This window comes from Lamprobacter modestohalophilus (assembly GCF_016583905.1).
Taxonomy (GTDB): domain Bacteria; phylum Pseudomonadota; class Gammaproteobacteria; order Chromatiales; family Chromatiaceae; genus Lamprobacter; species Lamprobacter modestohalophilus.
Map to the genome: position 1 here is coordinate 33,318 of NZ_NRRY01000025.1, position 20,052 is coordinate 53,369.

18 protein-coding genes are annotated in these 20,052 nt (G+C 62.2%); 12 read left to right on the top strand and 6 right to left on the bottom strand.

The features are described 5' to 3' along the window. The first annotated feature begins 5 nt into the window (after positions 1 to 5). From CKO42_RS14930 to CKO42_RS14985, 12 genes are all read left to right on the top strand, one after another. The gene (locus CKO42_RS14930; protein WP_200245601.1) at positions 6 to 1,991 is read left to right on the top strand and encodes an ATP-binding cassette domain-containing protein; all 1,986 of its coding nucleotides are present in this window, start codon (positions 6 to 8) and stop codon (positions 1,989 to 1,991) included. A 139-nt stretch (positions 1,992 to 2,130) separates the two neighbouring features. Then, positions 2,131 to 2,826, top strand: a complete 696-nt coding sequence (urtE, locus tag CKO42_RS14935; RefSeq protein ID WP_200245610.1) for an urea ABC transporter ATP-binding subunit UrtE — start codon at positions 2,131 to 2,133, stop codon at positions 2,824 to 2,826. A 113-nt stretch (positions 2,827 to 2,939) separates the two neighbouring features. Beyond that, a complete protein-coding gene (locus tag CKO42_RS14940; protein ID WP_200245618.1) occupies positions 2,940 to 3,773 on the top strand; it encodes an urease accessory protein UreD in 834 nt (277 codons plus the stop codon). A 144-nt stretch (positions 3,774 to 3,917) separates the two neighbouring features. Further along, entirely contained in the window at positions 3,918 to 4,220 is a 303-nt protein-coding gene (gene ureA, locus CKO42_RS14945; RefSeq protein WP_200245621.1) for an urease subunit gamma, read from the top strand. 55 nt (positions 4,221 to 4,275) lie between these two features. After that, positions 4,276 to 4,656 carry an urease subunit beta gene (locus CKO42_RS14950; protein WP_200245629.1) on the top strand — a complete coding sequence of 127 codons (381 nt, stop codon included), beginning with the start codon at positions 4,276 to 4,278 and terminating at the stop codon, positions 4,654 to 4,656. Next, entirely contained in the window at positions 4,653 to 6,377 is a 1,725-nt protein-coding gene (gene ureC, locus CKO42_RS14955; protein ID WP_200245636.1) for an urease subunit alpha, read from the top strand. Before CKO42_RS14950 ends, ureC begins: the two co-directional genes overlap by 4 nt. A gap of 126 nt (positions 6,378 to 6,503) precedes the next feature. Beyond that, entirely contained in the window at positions 6,504 to 7,106 is a 603-nt protein-coding gene (gene ureE, locus CKO42_RS14960) for an urease accessory protein UreE (protein WP_200245638.1), read from the top strand. A 22-nt stretch (positions 7,107 to 7,128) separates the two neighbouring features. Then, positions 7,129 to 7,782 carry an urease accessory protein UreF gene (locus tag CKO42_RS14965; protein ID WP_242479412.1) on the top strand — a complete coding sequence of 218 codons (654 nt, stop codon included), beginning with the start codon at positions 7,129 to 7,131 and terminating at the stop codon, positions 7,780 to 7,782. Further along, positions 7,779 to 8,396, top strand: coding sequence for an urease accessory protein UreG (ureG, locus tag CKO42_RS14970; protein WP_200245642.1), 618 nt, complete (start codon positions 7,779 to 7,781; stop codon positions 8,394 to 8,396). The genes CKO42_RS14965 and ureG overlap by 4 nt, the downstream gene beginning before the upstream one ends. 71 nt (positions 8,397 to 8,467) lie before the next feature. Then, the gene (locus CKO42_RS14975; RefSeq protein WP_200245650.1) at positions 8,468 to 9,355 is read left to right on the top strand and encodes an Rpn family recombination-promoting nuclease/putative transposase; all 888 of its coding nucleotides are present in this window, start codon (positions 8,468 to 8,470) and stop codon (positions 9,353 to 9,355) included. Positions 9,356 to 9,482: 127 nt separating this feature from the next. Next, complete coding sequence (gene hisI, locus CKO42_RS14980; RefSeq protein WP_207148745.1) at positions 9,483 to 9,875, top strand: phosphoribosyl-AMP cyclohydrolase; 393 nt, start codon at positions 9,483 to 9,485, stop codon at positions 9,873 to 9,875. 124 nt (positions 9,876 to 9,999) lie between these two features. Beyond that, positions 10,000 to 10,875 carry a DUF1295 domain-containing protein gene (locus tag CKO42_RS14985; RefSeq protein ID WP_200245652.1) on the top strand — a complete coding sequence of 292 codons (876 nt, stop codon included), beginning with the start codon at positions 10,000 to 10,002 and terminating at the stop codon, positions 10,873 to 10,875. Positions 10,876 to 11,093: 218 nt separating this feature from the next. Here the strand turns inward: CKO42_RS14985 and kaiC are convergent, their stop codons facing one another. From kaiC to CKO42_RS15015, 6 genes are all read right to left on the bottom strand, one after another. Beyond that, positions 11,094 to 12,605 carry a circadian clock protein KaiC gene (kaiC, locus tag CKO42_RS14990; RefSeq protein WP_420844317.1) on the bottom strand — a complete coding sequence of 504 codons (1,512 nt, stop codon included), beginning with the start codon at positions 12,603 to 12,605 and terminating at the stop codon, positions 11,094 to 11,096. A gap of 11 nt (positions 12,606 to 12,616) precedes the next feature. Beyond that, positions 12,617 to 12,985, bottom strand: a complete 369-nt coding sequence (locus CKO42_RS14995; protein ID WP_200245656.1) for a circadian clock KaiB family protein — start codon at positions 12,983 to 12,985, stop codon at positions 12,617 to 12,619. A 31-nt stretch (positions 12,986 to 13,016) separates the two neighbouring features. Then, a complete protein-coding gene (locus tag CKO42_RS15000; protein WP_200245658.1) occupies positions 13,017 to 13,877 on the bottom strand; it encodes a response regulator in 861 nt (286 codons plus the stop codon). Positions 13,878 to 14,180: 303 nt separating this feature from the next. After that, a complete protein-coding gene (locus CKO42_RS15005; RefSeq protein ID WP_200245660.1) occupies positions 14,181 to 15,701 on the bottom strand; it encodes a sensor histidine kinase in 1,521 nt (506 codons plus the stop codon). Continuing rightward, positions 15,698 to 18,775, bottom strand: a complete 3,078-nt coding sequence (locus CKO42_RS15010) for an efflux RND transporter permease subunit (protein ID WP_200245667.1) — start codon at positions 18,773 to 18,775, stop codon at positions 15,698 to 15,700. Before CKO42_RS15010 ends, CKO42_RS15005 begins: the two co-directional genes overlap by 4 nt. Next, a complete protein-coding gene (locus tag CKO42_RS15015) occupies positions 18,772 to 19,995 on the bottom strand; it encodes an efflux RND transporter periplasmic adaptor subunit (protein ID WP_200245669.1) in 1,224 nt (407 codons plus the stop codon). The genes CKO42_RS15010 and CKO42_RS15015 overlap by 4 nt, the downstream gene beginning before the upstream one ends. Between the last annotated feature and the right edge of the window lie 57 nt (positions 19,996 to 20,052).

A 20,052-nucleotide genomic window follows, 5' to 3' on the forward strand; every position in this document is an offset into this window, starting at 1 on the left:
TCCCAATGTCCTTGCTCTCGCTGCGCTCTGTCACGCTTACTTATGGCCATCCGCCGCTGCTCGCGGGGATCGATCTCGAGATTGGTCCAGGCGAGCGCGCCTGCCTGATCGGGCGCAACGGTACTGGCAAGAGTACCTTGCTCAAGATCATCGATGGTGAGATCCAGCCCGATGCCGGCTCGGTCTGGCGCACCGACGGCCTGCGCGTCGCCCGCCTGGCTCAAGAGGCGCCGCTTGGCGACGAGCATCGGGTGTTGGATGTCGTGGCTAGCGGTCTGGGTGAGTTGGGTCGCCTGGTTGCCGAGTATCACCACCTGAGCCACCGTTTGGCTGAGCATGGCGCCGCGGCGTCGGAGCGTGACTTAGCGCGGTTGGCTAACGTCCAGCAAGCGCTGGAGTCCGAGAATGGCTGGGAGATCGAACAACGCGCCGAGCGCGTGATCTCGCGGCTGGGTCTCGATGCCGAGGCGGTCTACGCAACCCTCTCCGGCGGCTTGCGGCGGCGCGTGATGCTGGCGCGAGCGCTGATCAGCGAGCCGGATCTGCTGCTGCTCGACGAGCCCACCAACCACTTGGATATCGAGACCATCGAGTGGCTCGAGGAGTTGATGCTCGGCTTTCAGGGCTCATTGCTGTTCATCACCCACGACCGCCGCTTCTTGCGCAATCTGGCCACCCGCATCCTCGAACTCGATCGCGGCCAGCTGACGGACTGGCCTGGCGATTACGACAACTACCTGCGCCGACGCGAGGAGCGTCTGCACGCCGAGGCCAAGGAGCGTGAGCGCTTCGATAAGCGTCTTGCCGAGGAGGAGGTCTGGATTCGCCAAGGTATCAAGGCACGCCGGACGCGCAATGAGGGCCGGGTGCGCGCGCTGCAGGCGATGCGAGAGGATCGGCAGGCGCGGCGCGAGGGTCCAGGGCAGGCGCGCCTGAGCATCGACAGCGGCGATCGCAGCGGCAAGTTGGTAGTCGAGGCGGAGGGCGTGAGCTTTTCCTACCAGCCTGATGCGGCCGTGCCAGCGACCATCCAGGGCCTCAGTACCCTGATCCTGCGCGGCGACCGGGTCGGCATCATCGGCCCCAATGGCGCCGGCAAGTCGACCTTGCTGAAGCTGCTGCTCGGCCAGTTGCAGCCGGACTCTGGGCAGATCCGGCTGGGTACGAACCTAAAAGTCGCCTACTTTGATCAATTGCGAGCGCAGCTCGATCCCGCTCGGAGCGTGCGCGATAACGTGGCGGGTGGCAGCGACAAGGTCGAGGTCGGTGGACGCAGCCTGCATGTGCTGTCGTATCTGAAAGACTTCCTGTTTGCCCCCGACCGTGCGCAGCAACCGGTCTCGGCCCTTTCCGGGGGCGAGCGTAACCGGCTATTGTTGGCCAAGCTGTTCACCCAGCCGGCCAATCTGCTGGTGCTCGACGAGCCCACCAACGATCTGGACGCTGAGACGCTGGACCTGTTGGAGGAGTTGCTGAACGACTTCGACGGCACTCTGCTGTTGGTCAGCCACGATCGTGATCTGCTTGACAATGTGGTCACCTCAAGCCTGGTGCTCGAGGGGGACGGTCGGGTGCAGGAATACGTCGGCGGCTATTCTGACTGGCAGCGACAGCGGCAACGCGACGATCGAGCTGTGGCGTCGACCACGCCCGGGGCGAAACGGCCGTCAGCCCAGCTGAGCACGTCAGCGCCGAGCCAGAAGGGCCAGCGTCGCGAGGATGGGGGCGTCGCCTCGGCGGGTCGGGGTAAAACGCCGGCCAAGCTCAGCTACAAGGATCAGCGTGCGCTGGAGCAGCTGCCGCAGCAGATTGAAACACTCGAGGCCGAGGTCGAGCAGCTGCATGCGCGGCTGGGTGATCCGGCGCTGTACCAGGGGCCTGCAAGCGAGGTCAGCAGCGTTCAGGCCCGGCTGGCTGAGGTCGAGGCTGAGCTGAAAGGTTGTTACGAACGCTGGGAGGCCCTCGAGGCCGCTCAAGAGGCGCTGCAATGAGCAAGGATGGCTTGACGATTGCTTATCAGAATGTCGTCTCGAACCGACTGGATCTGGAAACGACTTGCTCGCAAAACGACTTGATCACAAGACGACTTGATCACAAGACGATTTAGCTCGCAAACCCCTGGGCAGCCTCATGTTACAGATCGATACGCTGAATCAATACTACGGCGAGAGCCATACCCTGTGGGATCTGTCGGTGACCTTCCCGGAGGGGGAGTGCACCTGCGTGATGGGCCGCAACGGCGTCGGCAAGACGACGTTAATGGACTGCATCATGGGGCTACGACCACTGCGCAGCGGCGCGATCCAATTCCAAGACCATAACCTTGCGCGCCTACCCGCCGAACGTCGGGCTGGTCTTGGCATCGGCTATGTGCCGCAGGGGAGGCAGATCTTTCCACTGTTGTCGGTCGAAGAGAATCTGCGCATTGGCCTGCCGGCGCGCGCCGATCGCAGTCGTCACATCCCTGACTTTATCTTCGAGCTGTTTCCGGTGTTAGATCAGATGCGTGGCCGCCGTGGCGGTGATCTCTCGGGCGGTCAACAGCAGCAGCTGGCGATCGGTCGGGCCTTGGTGATCGACCCAAAGCTGTTGATCTTAGATGAGCCCACCGAGGGGATTCAGCCCAACATCGTGCATGAGATCGGCGACATCATCCGTCGCTTGATGGAGCAACTTGGCCTGACCGTCATCCTGGTCGAGCAGAAGCTGCCATTCGCGCGCCGGGTGGGTGACCGCTTTGCGATCCTTGATCGCGGTCGGCTCAAGGCCGAAGGTACGATGGACGCGCTCGGCGATGAGCTAGTGCGCGAGTATCTGACCGTCTAATGTCAATCGCACCGAGACTGATCGAAGACCGGCGCTTGGGACAGTCAATGCAGTTGCCCGCTACGCCATCAGCGAAGCCTATCGCGCCATCGGCGCCGCCGGAGGCTCGATCTATGAAGCCAGCACGAGGGTGGGGCGCACGCATCGCGCTTCAGTTCGCGTCGCGCGGCGAGCGCACCGTTCTGGCGCAAAAGCAGCAGCAGGGCCCGCTGACGGTGCAGCGTGCCTTCTATCCGGAAGGGGCGGCCTGTCATCTCTACCTGCTGCATCCGCCCGGTGGCGTCGTCGGCGGCGATCGCCTCGAGATTGAGGCACAGGTCGCAACCGGCGCACACGCACTGCTGACCACGCCGGGTGCGGCCAAGTTCTATCGCAGTGCCGGCGCCATGGCCCAACAGCGCCAGCACTTCGAGGTTGCTGATGGCGGCGTGCTCGAGTGGCTGCCGCAGGAGTCGATTCTGTTCCCGGGTGCGCGCCTCCAGCTGCAGACTCAGGTTACCCTGCGCGGCAGCGCGCGCTTGATCGGCTGGGAAATCCTCAGCCTCGGACGGCCGGTGATCGATGAGCGTTTCGATCGGGGTTGCGCGACCATCGGGCTGCGTATCGAACGCGATGACAAGCCGATGCTGAGTGAGCGCCTGCGGCTCGATGTGGAGCAGTCGCCGCAGACCGGCCTTGACGGCGCTAGCGGTTTGCGTGGGCTGCCCATCACAGCAACCTTGATCGCGACCGGTGCGGTGGCTGCTGATCTGGAGGCGGCGCGCGCAGCGGTTCCGGCTGAGCCTGGATTTGCGCTTGGCCTCACCTTGCTCGACGACCTGCTCGTAGCGCGGGCGCTGGCGTCGAAGGTCGAGCCGGTGATGCACCAGTTTCGTGCGATCTGGCGGTGTCTGCGACCACGGCTGCTCGGGCAGGAGGCATCTTCGCCCCGGATCTGGGCAACCTGAGCGCCAGCCAGATCGTCAGCCTGGCGGTCGCCCTAGCATAGTCACCTTAGCAGGGAGTCTGACCCTTTTGCTCGATGCTGTATCGGCAGACGGCGCTGGCGTAAACTCTCAACTTTCCATCCGCGACTCGACGAGGCGTCGACCATGGAACTGATCCCCCGCGAAAAAGATAAGCTGCTGCTGTTCACGGCCGGGCTGCTGGCCGAAAGGCGCAAGGCCAGAGGGCTGAAGTTGAACTATCCGGAGGCAGTGGCCTTCATCAGCTGCGCCATCCTTGAGGGTGCGCGCGATGGCCGTACGGTCGCCGAGCTGATGGACTTCGGCCGTACCCTGTTGACCCGAGACGATGTCATGGACGGCATCCCGGAGATGATCCCGGACGTGCAGGTTGAGGCAACCTTCCCTGATGGCACCAAGCTGGTCACCGTCCACGATCCGATCGTCTAGCTCCGATCGTCTAGCCCGTTCCCCTAGCCCGTTTCCCCACCTTGAGGATCGCAGCATGATTCCAGGCGAACTCTTTCCAGCCGCCGGTGAGATCGAGCTCAACGCCGGCCGGCTCCAGTTGTCGGTCGAGGTTGCGAACACCGGCGATCGGCCCATCCAGATCGGCTCCCACTACCATTTCTACGAGTCCAACCCGGCACTGCGCTTCGATCGTGGTCCGACCCGCGGTCACCGACTGGATATCCCCGCAGGCACCGCGGTTCGCTTCGAGCCTGGCCAGTCGCGCACCGTGACCCTGGTGCCCTATGCCGGTGATCGCATCGTCTTTGGGTTTCGTGGCGAGGTGATGGGGCCGCTCGATCCGGAGCCTGCGCCAACCATCGAGCCCGACGACGAGGGCGCTAACAATCAGGTCGAGCAGGAGATCAAGGCATGAGTCGAATCAGCCGGCAGGCCTATGCATCGATGTACGGTCCGACCACGGGCGACAAGCTGCGTCTGGCCGATACCGACCTGATCATCGAGGTCGAAGAAGACCTGACCCACTACGGCGACGAGGTCAAGTTTGGCGGCGGCAAGGTCATCCGTGATGGCATGGGGCAGTGCCAACGTCAGTCCGACGAGGTCATGGACCTGGTCATCACCAATGCCCTGATCCTCGACTTTTGGGGCGTGGTCAAGGCCGATGTCGGGATCAAGAGCGGACGGATCGCGGCGATTGGCCAGGCCGGTAATCCGGACACGCAGCACGGCGTGGATGTGCTGATCGGGCCTGGCACCGAGATCATCGCCGGTGAGGGGCGAATCCTGACCGCCGGCGGCATCGATGCGCATGTGCACTTCATCTGCCCGCAGCAGGCCGAAGAGGCGCTCGCCTCCGGCGTCACGACGCTGCTCGGCGGCGGTACTGGTCCGGCCTCGGGCAGTCTGGCGACGACCTGTACGCCTGGGCCCTGGAACATCCGTCGGATGCTACAGGCCGCCGAGGGTCTGCCGGTCAACATCGGTGTTCTCGGCAAGGGCAATGGCAGCCAGCCGAATGCGCTCGAGGAGCAGGTGCGCTGCGGGGCCATGGGCCTGAAACTGCACGAGGATTGGGGGACGACCCCGTCCTCGATCGACTGCGCCCTCGGCGTGGCCGAGAAGATGGATGTGCAGGTCGCGATCCACACCGATACCCTGAATGAGTCGGGCTTCGTTGAGGACACCATCGCTGCCTTCAAGGATCGTTGTATCCACACCTATCATACCGAGGGCGCGGGCGGTGGCCATGCACCGGACATCATTAAGGCCGCCGGTCTCTCCAATGTGTTGCCCTCGTCGACCAACCCGACTCGGCCATACACGGTGAATACGGTCGATGAGCACCTGGACATGCTGATGGTCTGCCATCATCTGTCCCCATCGATCCCAGAGGATGTCGCCTTTGCCGAGTCGCGCATCCGTCGCGAGACCATCGCGGCCGAGGACATCCTGCATGACCTCGGCGCCTTCTCGATGATCTCATCGGACTCGCAGGCGATGGGTCGGGTCGGCGAGGTCGTCTGCCGCACCTGGCAGACCGCGCACAAGATGAAGGTGCAGCGTGGCCATCTGTCCGCACCGGATTGGGCTGGGGTGGTCGACCGTGGCGATAATGACAACTACCGCGCCAAGCGTTATATCGCCAAATACACCATCAATCCGGCCATCACCCATGGTATCGCGCATGAGGTCGGGTCGATCGAGGTCGGCAAGCTGGCTGATCTAGTGCTTTGGAAGCCGGCCTTCTTTGGCACCAAGCCGAGCCTGATCCTCAAAGGCGGCATGATCGCGATGGCACCGATGGGCGATCCCAACGGCTCGATCCCGACCCCGCAGCCAGTCCATTATCGGCCGATGTTCGGCGCCTTCGGCGGCGCGCTCGGCGAGACCTGCATGACCTTCATCTCGCAATGGGGATTGCAGGCCGGCGAGCCACAGCGCCTGAACCTGAGACGGCGGATCGGCGTGGTGCGCGATGTGCGCCAGGTGCGCAAGGTCGACATGATCCACAACTTCTGGCAGCCAAAGATCGAGGTCGATCCGCAGACCTATCAGGTGCGCGCCAACGGCGAGCTGCTGACCTGCGAGCCGGCGGATGTGTTGCCGATGGCGCAGCGGTATTTTCTCTTTTGATGCCTCATCGTAACTTCACGCTCGGCACCGTTTGGCGCCGAGCAGCACTGCTGGTGCGGCGATTTGAGATCAGATCTCGCAAGACGATGGCTTGGTGCAGCACGATGACGTTATGGGTCCAGCGACATGACGTTTAGCGACGAGGTCTCGCTGCGACTGGTGCGTCGGGTCACGACCACGGCTGAAGAGACTGGTGAAACGGCCAGTGAATTCACCTGTACGGACCCGGCTGTAACACCGGCCGGGACACTGTCGCTCACCTACGAGCAGCGCTCACGCTCGCGCCTGCGTGCGCAGCTGGATGACGGCCGTCAGGTTGGCATCCTGCTGCCGCGCGGCGAGACCCTGCGCGATGGAGACCTGTTGGCGGATGAGCAGGGCGAGGTGATTCGGATACGAGCCGCCGCCGAGCCGGTGTCCTGCGCCGAGGTCGATGACCCACTGCAACTGACGCGTGCTGCCTATCATCTCGGTAACCGGCATGTGGCGCTGCAGATCGAGCCTGGGCGACTGTGCTGGCTCCATGATCATGTGCTGGACGCGATGGTGCGCGGGCTCGGGCTGAGGGTGAGCGCCGAGCGCGCGCCGTTTGAGCCTGAAGCGGGTGCCTACGGTGGCGCTGCGATTGGCCCGGGACATGGACATGGAAATGGGCACGGACATGGACATGGGCACGGACAAACGCTAGGCGAGGCTGGGCAGGAATATGGTCACAGCCACCATCACTGATGGGCAGATAAGGCGGCTGCGATTGTTCCAACTGCTCAGCCCGTCGCTGCCGGTGGGCGCCTTCGCCTACTCGCAGGGCTTGGAATGGGCGGCCGAAACCGGCTGGGTCAACAGCGAACAGGCGCTTGCGAATTGGCTCTCGGATCAACTCTCGCAGGCCTTGACCTATGTTGATCTGCCGATCCTGCTGCGCATGATAGAAGCGGCAGTGGCCGACGATGCGCAATTGATGTCGCACTGGATCAGCGAGCTTCGGGCGCTGCGGGAGACCCCAGAGCTACGTGCAGAAGAGACCGGACGGGGCCGGGCGCTGGCCGATCTTCTCGGCTCGCTTGGGCTGCTCGATGAGCCAAGCGTGCACTGGCGAGCGCTGCTCTCAGGCAGCCAACTCTCAGGCTTCGCCTTCGCCGCTGCGGCCTGGCAGATTGAGCCCACCGATGCGCTGCTCGGCTATGCCTGGTCTTGGGCCGAGAATCTGACCTTGGCGGGCGTCAAGCTGATCCCGCTCGGGCAAACCGCTGGACAGCGTATCCTGCTGCGGCTTGCGGAACAGATCCCGGCCGCGGTCGAGGCTGCGCAAAGGCTCGATGACGCAGATATCGGCGCCAGCACACCGGCCCTAGCCATCGCCAGCAGTCGACACGAAACCCAATACACACGACTCTATCGCTCATGACTACAGCAACCTCGAATCCGCTCCGGGTCGGTGTTGGCGGTCCCGTCGGCTCCGGCAAGACCGCGCTGCTGGATGCACTCTGCAAACGCTTGCGCGACCGCTATCAGATCGCCGTCGTCACCAATGACATCTACACCCGTGAAGACGCCGAATTCCTGATCCGCAGCCAGGCGCTGCCGGCCGAGCGGATTATCGGCGTTGAGACCGGCGGCTGCCCACATACCGCGATCCGCGAAGACGCCTCGATGAATCTGACCGCGGTTGCCGATCTGCAGCAGCAGTTTCCGGCGCTGGATCTGATCTTCATCGAGAGCGGCGGCGATAACCTAGCCGCGACCTTTAGTCCGGAGCTTGCCGACCTAACCCTCTATGTGATCGATGTCTCCGAAGGCGAGAAGATCCCGCGTAAGGGTGGCCCGGGCATCACTCGATCCGACCTGCTGGTCATCAACAAGATCGATCTCGCGCCGCATGTTGGTGCCTCACTCGAGGTCATGGAGAGCGACACCAAGCGCATGCGTGGTGAGCGCCCTTTCGTGATGACCAACCTGCGCGCCGGTGAGGGCGTTGAGGCCATCGTCGATTTTGTGGTTCGCCAAGGGATGCTTGTTTGAGCGCAGACTTGGTGCAGAGCTGTCCGCCTGGCATGTCGCCACGCTTGCAGGGGCTCTGCTAGACTGCTCGCATGCGCCATCATATCGACCCCAAGATTGACTGCGTCTTCAAGGCGCTACTCGGCGCTGAGGCCAACCGCTGCCTGCTGATCCACTTTCTCAATGCCATGCTGGGAGCGGATCTACCCGCGCCGATCACCACGGTCGATATCCTTAACCCTTACAACGAGCGCGAATTCCTCGACGACAAGCTCAGCGTCGTCGACGTGAAGGCCCGTGATGACTATGGCGGACTGCACCAGGTCGAGATCCAGCTTTTGACTTATCGCGATCTTCCCGCCCGCATCAGCTATGGCTGGGCCGATCTCTACAGCTCCCAGCTCAACAGTGGGGAGACCTATGCCAAGCTTAAGCCAACGTATGCCATCTGGCTGCTCGCCCAAGACCTCATCTGTGACAGTGATGCCTACCTGCACGACTTCCGTCTGCGTGATGTCCAAGGCCTCAGCCTCGTCGAGCACGGTGGCATCTGGGTTCTTGAACTGAACAAGTTCCACGCTGAGCTGGTCGAAACTGAGCAAGAACGTTGGTTAAAGTTCTTTAAGGAGGGCGCCAGCCTGGACAGCGAGGCGCTCCCCCCTTGGATGCAGACCCCTGAGATGAGGCAAGCCATGAGCACCTTAGAACGCTTTTCTGAGAAAGACCGCGCCTATCATGCCTATCAAGCGCGGCAGAATTATCTACGCCAGCAGATGAGTATTCAGCAAGAGCTAGACGAACGCCGCGCCGAGGCCGAGCGTGAACGGTTGATGGCTGAGCAGGCACGGCAAAATGCAGAGCAGGCGCGGCAAAGTGAAGAGCAGACGCGCATGGCGCTTGAACAAGAGCGTGCGGCCAAGGAATCTGCCCTTGCGGAGGTTGAGCGCCTCAAGGCTCAGCTGCGCGGTTCAGTGGACTAGCTCCAACGGACCTCCATGCTGCATGCCATTGGCCGAAGATCGATCAGTTGCTCCGCCGTTTCTTTATGCGCAGCCTATGGGCTGAATCACCAGATCATTATCACCAGGTCATTAACAAACCGTGACACTGAACCAAGAAATCAAGAACATTGTCGATTTTTCCAAAGGCAATGGGCTGGTGACGGCTATCGTCCAAGATGCCGAGACCGGCGAGATCTTGATGGTGGCCAATATGAATGAGGAATCTCTGGCCAAGACCATCGAGCTCGGCGAGGCGGTCTACTGGAGTCGCTCGCGCAAGAAACTCTGGCACAAAGGCGAGGAGAGCGGCCATACCCAGAAGATTCGCGGGCTGTATCTGGATTGCGACGGCGATGCGCTGCTATTGAAGGTGGAGCAGATCGGCGGTGCGGCCTGTCATACCGGAAAGCGCAGTTGCTTCTTCCGCAAGCTCGATCAGGACAGCGTCACCGATGTTGGCGTGCAGGTCTTCGACCCGGGCGAGGTGTACAAAAAGTGAGCAAGGATCGTCGAGGAGAAGTTGTTGCGTGACTTGATCCCGCGTTACACGCTGTCGCTGCGCGCGGGATTGTTGAGACACCGATCAATAAGCGTATCGAGAGATGGCGGAGCACATAAAAGCCATGAAGAAGCAAGAAGTCGAAGCAGTCATTGCGATCTTGGTCGCGCTTCTGGTGGCCGCCGCTGTTGCTTGGGCGGGTAGCCAAGGCGGCGTCAGCATCGCTGGCGTTCCGTTATTCACTCTGGCCGCTGTGGTCGCCTTTGCTATCCAATGGGCGGTGTTCGTGCCATCCTATCGGCAGCAGACCGAGCACTGGTATGACCTGACCGGTAGCCTGACCTATCTCAGCATGGTGATCGGCACGCTACTCTTGGTGGGGCGTTTCGACCTGAGATCGCTGGTCATCGTTGGGTTGGTGACGATTTGGGCTGCACGCCTCGGCAGCTTTCTCTATCGGCGCGTGCGGAAGGCTGGCAGCGACAGTCGCTTTGACGAGATCAAGCCATGTTTCGTCAGCTTTTTGATGGCTTGGACCCTGCAGGGTCTTTGGGTCTTCTTGACGCTGGCAGCGGCACTGGCCGCAATGACGGCGTCGACAACACCGCCGTTGGGGGTCATCGGTGTGATCGGCATCCTGGTGTGGATGATCGGCTTTGCGATCGAGGCGATTGCCGATGCCCAGAAGCAGAACTTTCGCAAAGACCCTGCCAACAAGGGGCACTTCATTCACTCTGGTCTCTGGGCCTGGTCTCGGCATCCGAACTATTTCGGTGAGATCACGCTCTGGTTTGGCATCGCATTGATTGCGCTGCCCGCGCTCTCGGGCTGGCAATATGTCACGTTGATATCGCCGCTTTTCGTCTACGTGCTGATCGTTTTCATCAGCGGTATCCCAATGCTGGAGTCGCGTGCCGATGAGCGCTGGGGCGATGATCCGAGCTATCGCGACTACAAGGCGCGCACACCGGTGCTGTTTCCACGGCCGCCGCAGACTTGACCCAAGGCCACTGAACAAATTCGCGGCCTAGCTGCGCACAAGCCGGGCGCACGCTTGCTAAGGCGATTGGCGGAAAAGCTCGTACCGAATTGCGCAGGATGTTCGTTTGCCTTCGAGAAGTGTCGTCGAGGGCATGGATGAGCTTGTGACCGGGCGGCGCGACGAAGAAGACCAGCGAAAAGACCAGCAAGGCTGGTATCAGCTTCGACAGCAATCGCCTATGTTCCCGGCGTATCTTGAAACAATGCCTCCATGCGCTCCAGCTCGCGCGGTGGGACGTGCTGCGGATGTCCGGCGAGGATGCCTGAAATGCTGCGGAAGGCGCGGCCAATATGCATGCCAGTGCCATCGATGCTGAACTCGCGGATGTCTTTATTGTGCGGCGAGCCGCGCATCTTCAGCACCGTGAGCCCTCGTTTCATCTCTCCCAGCATCTCGACATAGCGCAGCAGGATGATGGAGTCGGTGATGGTGGAGATATGCCCATCGGTCACCGATTCGCCGCCGAGTAAGGTGTCGGTGGTCACCGTGAAGAGTCCGGCGATCTCGCGGTCTTTGATGAATGAGGTCAGTCCGATGACGAATTCTCGAAAGCCCTTGACGCTGGCCATACGCTCGAGCGCTGACAGGCTATCGACTGCGACCCGGTTGGGATCGAACCGTTCGATGGCATGCTTGATGGCGATCAGATGATCTTCCAGGCCACAGGTTTCCGGATAGGTCGCGATGATCTCGAGGAGCCCGGCCTGTTCGTAGGCCTCAAAATCCCGACCCCAGCCACTGGCATTGCGCATCAATTGATGCCGACTTTCTTCAAAGGCGAGCAACAGACAGCGTTCGCCGCGGCTGACGCCGCCGGCGATGAACTCAGTGGTCATTAGGGTCTTGCCGCAGCCGGTCGCGCCGGATAGCAAGATGATCGAGTCGCGGAAGAAGCCACCACCGCACATCGCGTCGAGCTCGGTATTGCCAGAGCTGATGCGCACATTCGATGAGCGCTGTTTGAGTTTGATCGCCGATAGCGGGATGACGACGATGCCTTCATCGGGCATCACGGTGAAGGGGTATTCACCCTTCTGATGCGTGGTGCCACGGAACTTGAGCACCTCGACGGTGCGCCGGCGTTTCTCGGTTTCGAGCACATTGCGCAGCACGATGACGTTATCGGCGACGAATTCCTCGACCCCATGGCGGGCGATACGGCCATATTCGTCATCGCGTTCGGCCGTCATGATCGCGGTGACGCCCATCTGCTTGAGCGCGACGGCGAGACGAAACAGTTCGTTGCGAATGATGCTGGCGTTCTGAAACTGGTTGAAGATGGCGCCGAGTGAATCCAAGGCGACGCGTGTGGCGCCCACCCGTTGCACAGCCAGCTCAATGCGCACGATGAGTGCGCCTAGGTCATAGTCACCGGTTTCCACTACCGGCTCGCCGGGCTGCGGCGCCGCGTCAACGAAGGTCCATTTTCCAGCGGCCTCGAACGCCTCGATATCCCATCCGAGCGAGGCCACGTTGTGGCGGATATCAGCCGCGCTTTCCTCAAAGGTGATAAAGACGCCGGACTCGCCGAACTTTTGCACGCCTTCGACTAAGAACTGAGCGGCGAGAATCGTCTTGCCGCTGCCTGCTGTGCCACTGATCAGTGTGGTGCGACCCTGGGGTAGCCCGCCGTCTGTGACGATATCGAGACCAGGAACGCCGCTCGGTAGCTTTTCAATGGTTAGCATGGTTTCTTTGCTCATGAGTCGTCTTCTGATGCCTTTCCTGATGCTTTTTTTGCCGCCTCTCCTGAGGCGTCTATTTCATCTCCTGAAGTGTCGACTTCATCCCTGAAGGCAGGAAAGACATCGAGACCCGACACGACCCGTTGTTTGTCTGAGAGATCGCCAATAATGCGCCGCAATGGCGGTGGTAGTTGTTTAATGAGCGTGGGCGTAACGACGATGCGCTGGCGTTCGCCTTCCTCCGGGTCCTCGACCAGGTCAATCACCTCCATCTCATAGCGTCCCTGCAATTCCTCGGCGCAGATGCGCTTGAGATTGGCGACGGCGCGTTCCGCCTGTGCGGTGTGGCCGGTGATGTAGAGACGGAGTTTGTAATTGCTCATTGTGCATGCTCTCGATTCATGAGCGGACTCATCAGGCACCCCTGGCCTGAATACCCATGCTGCCGACATAGTAGCGCCGGTAGTAGGAGGCCAGGTAGCCCATGAGTTCAAGGATCGTGATGCGACCCTCGTTGATGATCAGGCGTTCATGCGCAGGGCCGACGGAATGGGTCTCGATTTCGAGCGCGGCACTGTGGATGTCGATCAGGTCGCGTGGGCTGGCGCGGACGAAACCGAGCTGATCGGCGAGCTTGCGGAGCTGGTCACTAATCGGGTGTTGGACCTGATAGACCTGCCGTTCGGCCGCGGCGCGCAAGATCTGCCCGTAGGTATCGCGGATTTCAGTGAACAGGGTTGGATCGCTATCGCGCAGGGGCTTGAGGCCAAAGGCACTGGCGCTGATGCGCACCTTGGCGACGCCGCCGATACGTTCGAGCGCCATGGCCTCCTGTTCACGTTCGGCGATCTGCACACGCAGGCGTAAGCGGTGCCGTTCCAGCGCAAAACGCAGCGAGCGTTTGATCAGCGCCGCGTCGGCAATCCAGTCCTTTTGCAAGAAGTCCTCAGCGCCGACTCGCAGCGCCTCGAAGCCGAGCTCGTCGTCGCGGAGGCCAGTCATGACGACGATCGGAATGCCGGGCGCCTCTGCCAGCAGTCGGATCAGACCATCCAGTCCTTGACTGTCCGGCAGACCAAGATCGAGCAGTACCAGCTCAAGATTCCCGCGACTCAAGCGCGCTTCGGCTTCCGCTAAGGATGCGACGGCTTCGGTGGTAATGGAGGAGCCGATCAGCATCTCCTCGATCAGGCGCTGGTCGGCTGGACTGTCTTCGACGATGAGCAGCCGCAGTGGTGTGCTGGGGTCGTAATTTGGAGTCAGATGGTCCGGCACGATGCGTCACCTGTGACCCTGAAGCAATCGCTCCATCTTTTGGGGTGGCGACACGCGTCGGACCTAACGCTCATGGCGCGGAGCCAGCCCGGTCAATGAATCGCATGAAATTCACATTAAGCATGTCGATGTTGCATCAGGTTACCGTGAAACATGCGCCTCATCGTGCGCGCGTGTGATGAGCGCGCGTACTGCCTGTTAGCGATGCCCGCTAGTGCTGCGCGATCGATATTAGATGCGATGAGCGATCGCAGGGGGCCGACTCGACACGGCGCCTGAACTCGCGCAGCAGGTACAAGCCGATTAGTATACAGGTAAGTCGAAGGAGAAGACGGACCCGTGGCCGGGCTCCGACTCCACCCAAATATGCCCGCCGTGGCGCTCGACGATGCGTTGGCAGACCGCCAAACCAATGCCGGTGCCAGGATATTCGGAGCGAGTATGGAGACGCTGGAAGATGATGAAGATGCGCTCGAAATACTGCGGCTCGATGCCGATGCCGTTGTCGGCGACTGAAATCACCCAGGCTGGTCCCTGGGTTTGTGGGCCGAGGACAGCGGCGGTCGCATCAGCAACCGGTTCGTCAGGCCCTATGCGCTTGGCTGTGATCCGGATCAGTGGCGCCGCCGCGCTGCGGTAGCGGATCGCATTCAAGATGAGGTTGCTAAAGAGCTGGGCCATCTGGCTGCGGTCGGCGAGCAGCCTAGGTAAGTTCGCGACCTCGATCTGCGCATCGGTCTCGGTCAAGCGGTTGGCAAGATCCGCCTGCACCTGCGCGACCACTTCGTTCAAATCTACCGACTCGAATGCCTGTGCGCGGGTGCCCACCCGCGAGAAGGTCAGCAGATCGTCGATCAGCAGCTTCATGCGGCGCGCGCCGCCGATGGCAAAATTGAGATACTCGGTTGCCGTCTCATCCAAGCCATCACCGTAGCGGCGCATAAAGAGTTGCAGGAAGCTGGTGATGGTCCGCAACGGTTCCTGCAGGTCATGCGAGGCAACCGAGGCGAATTGCTCCAGCTCTTCGTTGGAGCGCTTCAGTTCGCGCTCGGCGTGAGCGCGGCGGCTGGCCTCGGCCTCCATGTGGTCGCGGGAGGCGTTGGTGCGTCGCAGTCGCGATAGCAAGCGGTCGAAGGCCCGTGCCAAGTGCCCGACCTCATCATCTCGATCTAGGCCAATGCGCTGTTCGAGATCGTAAATGTCGATGTCGTCGATGGCTGCGGTCAAACGCGCTATGGGTTGCAGCACCGTTCGCGTCAGCCACAGGGTGGCAATGCCGACGGCCAGCGCGGTCAGCAACAGCCCGACCAGCGCCACCATGAGCAAGCGCTGCTTCAGGCTTAAGACGCGCTCGGCATTACTTTGATCAAGTTCGCTGAGATTCCGGCCGAGCTGAGCTAAGGCCGTTTGCAGATCACGAAAATGGAGCTGAACCCGATCGGCACGCTCGCGGCTGAGTGGCGCCAAATCCGAACTGTCGGAGACAAAGGCATTCAGCCGCGCCTCGATCTCCCCGGCATCGGCGAGCAGGCGTTCGACCAGTGCCGAGTCCGCCTCAGCGGATTGCCAGAGCAGCGCAAGCAACGATAACAGCTCAGCCTGGCGAGCGCGCCACTGCCGCAAGGCCTGTTCATCGCCGCTGATCAGATAGTCGTAACCGACCGCCTGCAGCCGCGCCACCGACTGGCTGGCCTCCCAGATTTTACGATGGTCGTCGACCACGACGGACAGATCCTGCGTGACCAGAAGCGTCAAGACGATGAGCACGGCCGCCGCGGCTGCCACTAGCCCCGTCGCGAAGGCGAGCCGGCTCTTGATCTTCATCCGGTTGGGGCCGCTTCGGTTGATGAATCAATCACCTGCCGCTTCAGCTCCTTCGACGCGATCAGCACATACATGGCCGGCACCACAAACAGTGTGAAGAGCGTACCGATGCCGAGCCCAGTGGTGATCACCAGGCCAATATCGAACCGGCTCACCGCGCCTGGCCCAGTCGCCAGCAGCAGCGGGATCATCGCCACCAGCATCGCCACGGTGGTCATCAGGATCGGCCGCAGCCGGATCATCGAGGCCTTGAGCACGGCGGCGCGCTTGTCGAGGCCTTCCTCCTCACGCACCTGGTTGGCGAACTCGACGATCAGGATGCCGTTCTTGGCGATCAGTCCGATCAGCGTGATCAGCCCCACCTGGGTATAGATGTTGATGCTGGCAAAGCCTAGGAACAGGAAGGCGAGGGCACCAGCGATGGTCAGCGGCACCGACATCAGGATCACGAAGGGATCACGCCAGCTCTCGAACTGGGCCGCCAGCACCAGATAGATGACCAGGATGGAGAGGAAGAAGGTGGTCTCCAGCGCCGCGCCCTCGCTCTTGAACTGGCGCGACTCGCCCTTGTAATCCCAGCGCACATTGCGCGGGAACAGCTCAGCGGCGGTCTGCTCTAGATAGCCGAGCGCGTCGCCGAGCGCGATGCCGGGCACCATCATGCCGGAGATGGTCACCGCGTTCAGCTGCTGGAACTGGGTGCGCTTGGAGGGCTCGATCGTCTCGCTGATGCTGACCAGGGTCGACAGCGGCACCAGGTCGCCGCTGCCGGTGCGGATGGAGAAGTCCTCGATGTCGGTGATGTCATTGCGCTCGCGCTGGTCGACCTGCGGGATCACCTTGTAGCTGCGCCCCTCGAGGCTGAACCAGTTCACATAGTCCTCGTTCAGCAGCACCGCGAGCGAGCGCCCGAGCTGCTCCATGTCGATACCGAGATCGCCAGCGAGGTCGCGATCGACCTCGATCACCGTGCGCGGACGCTCGTACTTGACGTCTTTATCCAAGAAGATGAACTGGCCAGAGCCCATGGCGCGGCCGATCAGCTCGCCGCTGAGGCGGTCGAGTTCCTCATAGTCGGCATCCGAGACCATGACGAATTCGATCGGGATGCCTTGACCGGGCGAGGGCAGGCTGGGTCGCGGAAACACCAGCGCCTGGAACCCGGTCACGCTGGCGAGCGCGCCCTGCAGCTGCGGCTGGATCTCCATCTGCGAGCGCTCGCGCTCGGATGGCTGCTGCATCTTGAAGCCGCCGAAGCTGGTGGTCGGGCTGCCGCCGAAGCCAGCGAGCAGGAAGCTCTCCTTGTACTCGGGGAACTGCTCGAACACCGCCTGCATCTCCTGCACATAGCGGATGTCGTAGTCGATGGTTGCGGTCTGCGGGGCGTTGGCGAGCACGAACAGGATGCTCTGATCCTCGGTCGGCGCCAGCTCCTTCTGCGTCATGGTGTACATCGCATAGATGCTGGCGGTCACCACCACCGCGACCAGCACGGTGACGCCGGGATAGCGCAGCCAACTGTGCAGGGCCTTGCCATAGGTTCGCGCCAGCCCCTGAAAGAACTGCTCGACCGCGTGCTCGAAGCGGCCTTGCTCCTTGCTCGAGCGCAGCACCCGCGCCGAGATCATCGGCGACAGGGTCAGCGCGACGATCCCCGAGATCAGCACCGCGCCGGCCAGGGTGAAGGCGAACTCGACGAACAGCGAACCAACCAGGCCGCCCATGAAGCCGATCGGCGCATAGACCGCGACCAGGGTGGTGGTCATGGCGATGATCGGCAGCGCCAACTCGCGCGCCGCATCGACGGCGGCGGTGATGCCGTCCTTGCCCATCTCCAGATGGCGATGCACGTTCTCGACCACGACGATGGCGTCGTCGACGACGATGCCGATCGCCAGTACCATCGCCAACAGCGTCAGCAGGTTGATCGAGAAGCCCATCAGTAGCATCAGGAAGGCGGCGCCGACGATCGATAGCGGCACCGCGACCGAGGGCACGATCGCGGCGCGGATCGAGCCGAGCGACAGGAAGATCACGAACAGCACGATCAGCACCGCTTCGGCCAGGGTCTTGAAGACCTCAATGATCGATTCTTCGATGAACTCGCTGGCGTCGTAGGGGATGTGTGCCTCCAGTCCCTCCGGGAACTGGGCGCGCAGCTCGGGCAACAGCGTGTGGATGCGCTCGGCGACCTGCAGCGGGTTCGCGCCCGGGGTCTGCTCGACGCCGATGAAGATCGCCGGGATGCCCTTGTAGAGGGTGCGCGAGTCGTAATCTTCGGCGCCCAGCTCAACCCGGGCGATGTCCTCGAGCCGCACTAGGGTGCCGCCGTCCTCACGCACCACCAGCTGGCGGAAGGCCGCGACGCTGCCGACATCGGTGGTGATGGACAGGTCTTCCTGGACATTTTCGCCGCGGATCTGGCCGATGCCGGCGAGATAGTTGTTGGCGCCGAGTACGCGCGCCACCTCATCGCCGCTGACGCCGAGCGCGGCCATCTGGTCCGGGTCCAGCCAGACGCGCATCGCATAGGTCTGGTTGCCCAGCAGCTCGGCCTTGGCCACGCCTTCTTGTGCCTGCAGCTGCGGTTGGACCACGCGGATCATGTAATCCGTGATCTGCGGTAGGGTCATCTCGCGGCTGTAGAAGGCCAGATACATCAGCGCGGTGGAATCGCCGGTGGTCGAGTCGATCACCGGATTCTGCGCCGCCGCCGGCAACACATTGAGCTTGCTCGCAACCTTGGCCTGGATCTCGGCGATGGCGGCGTTGGGGTCGTAGTTGAGGCGCATATTGGCCTCGATCACCGAGACGCCCTGGGTGCTGGTGGCGGTCAAATAGTCGATGCCATTGGCCTCGGCGATGGCCTGCTGCAGCGGCGTGGTGATGAAGCCCTTGACCAGCTCGCTGCTGGCGCCGGGATAGGCGGTGGTGACGGTGACGACGGTGTTCTGGGTCTCGGGATACTGGCGGATCTCGAGGCCGAGCATCGCTCGCAGCCCAAGCACCAAGATCAGCAGGCTCACGACACTGGAGAGGACCGGTCGATGGATGAAGAGGTCAGTGAATCTCATGCCGGCAGGCCTTGATTCGGGTCGCGCAGATCAGCCTGCGAGCGTCGATCATCAACCGGTGCGATCGAGGCCGAGTCGGGCGCGCCTTCAGCGTTGCTCGGCACCCTGCTCTCGGCGGGAGCGTCCGGTCCGACAGCGTCGCTGTCATCGGCAATGCTGACGGCCGAGCCATTGCGCAGCTTGACCTGGCCGGACGAGACCACCTGATCGCCGGCCTCTAGGCCCTCCAGCACCTCGACCTCTTGGTCACGCACGGCGCCGGTCTTGACCTGCCGGCGCTGGACCACCAGCTGACCCTCCTGCTCGCCCTCGCCGGGCTGGATCAGGAACACCGAATCTCCGTAGGTATTGAAGGTGATCGCTTGTCGTGGCAGGGTCAGCACCTGATCCTTGACTGGTAGCAGGGTGGAGATCTTGGCGAACATGCCCGGCAGCAGTCGTTGATCCGGGTTCTGCAACAAGGCGCGCACCTGGATGTTACGTGTCGCTTGGTTCACCGCCGGGCTGATGGCGCTGATCTTGCCCTCAAAGACCTGATCCGGGTAGGCGCTGACCCGCACCTCGACCGGTTGGCCAACCGCGATCTCAGACAGTCGCCGCTCCGGCAGCGCGTAGTCGACATAGACCGGGTCGAGGGCCTCCAGCTCGACGATCGCCGAGCCGGCCTCGAGAAACTGTCCCAGATTGACGCGCCGGATGCCCAGCTGGCCGGTAAAGGGCGCGCGGATGGTCTTCTTGCGGATCAGGGCCTGCTTGGCCTGGACCTGGGCCAGTGCTTGGGTCACTTGCGCGCTGATCTGGTCGAAGTCGCCCTGCGAGACGGCGCGATCGCGCAGTAGCTTCTGGTTCCGATCCAGCTGTAACTGCGCCAGATTCAAGCCGGCTCGGAGCCCGTTCAGGTCGGCCTCGTCGACCTCGGTGTCGAGCCGCACCAGTTCCTGGCCTGCGGTCACCTGATCGCCGGACTCGAAAAGGATCTCTTTGATCTGCCCGGCGACCTCGTTATTGACCATCACGCCCTGGACGGCCTGTACATTGCCAACCGCCTCTAGTCGCGGCTGCCAGCTGCTCATCTGGACCTTGGCCGCCGAGACCACGGCGGGCGGCTGCGGCTGTGAGAACATGGCCATGCCTTCCTGGATCTGCTGATACTTCAGAAAGGCGAGTCCGCCGGCCAGCAGCGCGAGGAGGAAGAAGACGAGCAGCGAGCGCAGGATCATGAATCGATTCCGTGGGCGGATTAGGGGGCGAGTTGGGGGGCGAGTGCGGGAGACCAA

Bases quoted from the DNA above. Each gene is read 5' to 3' on its own strand.
- CKO42_RS14930 (WP_200245601.1), top strand. From the start codon at position 6: ATGTCCTTGCTCTCGCTGCGCTCTGTCACGCTTACTTATGGCCATCCG.
- urtE (WP_200245610.1), top strand. From the start codon at position 2,131: ATGTTACAGATCGATACGCTGAATCAATACTACGGCGAGAGCCATACC.
- CKO42_RS14940 (WP_200245618.1), top strand. From the start codon at position 2,940: ATGAAGCCAGCACGAGGGTGGGGCGCACGCATCGCGCTTCAGTTCGCG.
- ureA (WP_200245621.1), top strand. From the start codon at position 3,918: ATGGAACTGATCCCCCGCGAAAAAGATAAGCTGCTGCTGTTCACGGCC.
- CKO42_RS14950 (WP_200245629.1), top strand. From the start codon at position 4,276: ATGATTCCAGGCGAACTCTTTCCAGCCGCCGGTGAGATCGAGCTCAAC.
- ureC (WP_200245636.1), top strand. From the start codon at position 4,653: ATGAGTCGAATCAGCCGGCAGGCCTATGCATCGATGTACGGTCCGACC.
- ureE (WP_200245638.1), top strand. From the start codon at position 6,504: ATGACGTTTAGCGACGAGGTCTCGCTGCGACTGGTGCGTCGGGTCACG.
- ureG (WP_200245642.1), top strand. From the start codon at position 7,779: ATGACTACAGCAACCTCGAATCCGCTCCGGGTCGGTGTTGGCGGTCCC.
- CKO42_RS14975 (WP_200245650.1), top strand. From the start codon at position 8,468: ATGCGCCATCATATCGACCCCAAGATTGACTGCGTCTTCAAGGCGCTA.
- CKO42_RS14985 (WP_200245652.1), top strand. From the start codon at position 10,000: ATGAAGAAGCAAGAAGTCGAAGCAGTCATTGCGATCTTGGTCGCGCTT.
- kaiC (WP_420844317.1), bottom strand. From the start codon at position 12,605: ATGCTAACCATTGAAAAGCTACCGAGCGGCGTTCCTGGTCTCGATATC.
- CKO42_RS14995 (WP_200245656.1), bottom strand. From the start codon at position 12,985: ATGAGCAATTACAAACTCCGTCTCTACATCACCGGCCACACCGCACAG.
- CKO42_RS15005 (WP_200245660.1), bottom strand. From the start codon at position 15,701: ATGAAGATCAAGAGCCGGCTCGCCTTCGCGACGGGGCTAGTGGCAGCC.
- CKO42_RS15010 (WP_200245667.1), bottom strand. From the start codon at position 18,775: ATGAGATTCACTGACCTCTTCATCCATCGACCGGTCCTCTCCAGTGTC.
- CKO42_RS15015 (WP_200245669.1), bottom strand. From the start codon at position 19,995: ATGATCCTGCGCTCGCTGCTCGTCTTCTTCCTCCTCGCGCTGCTGGCC.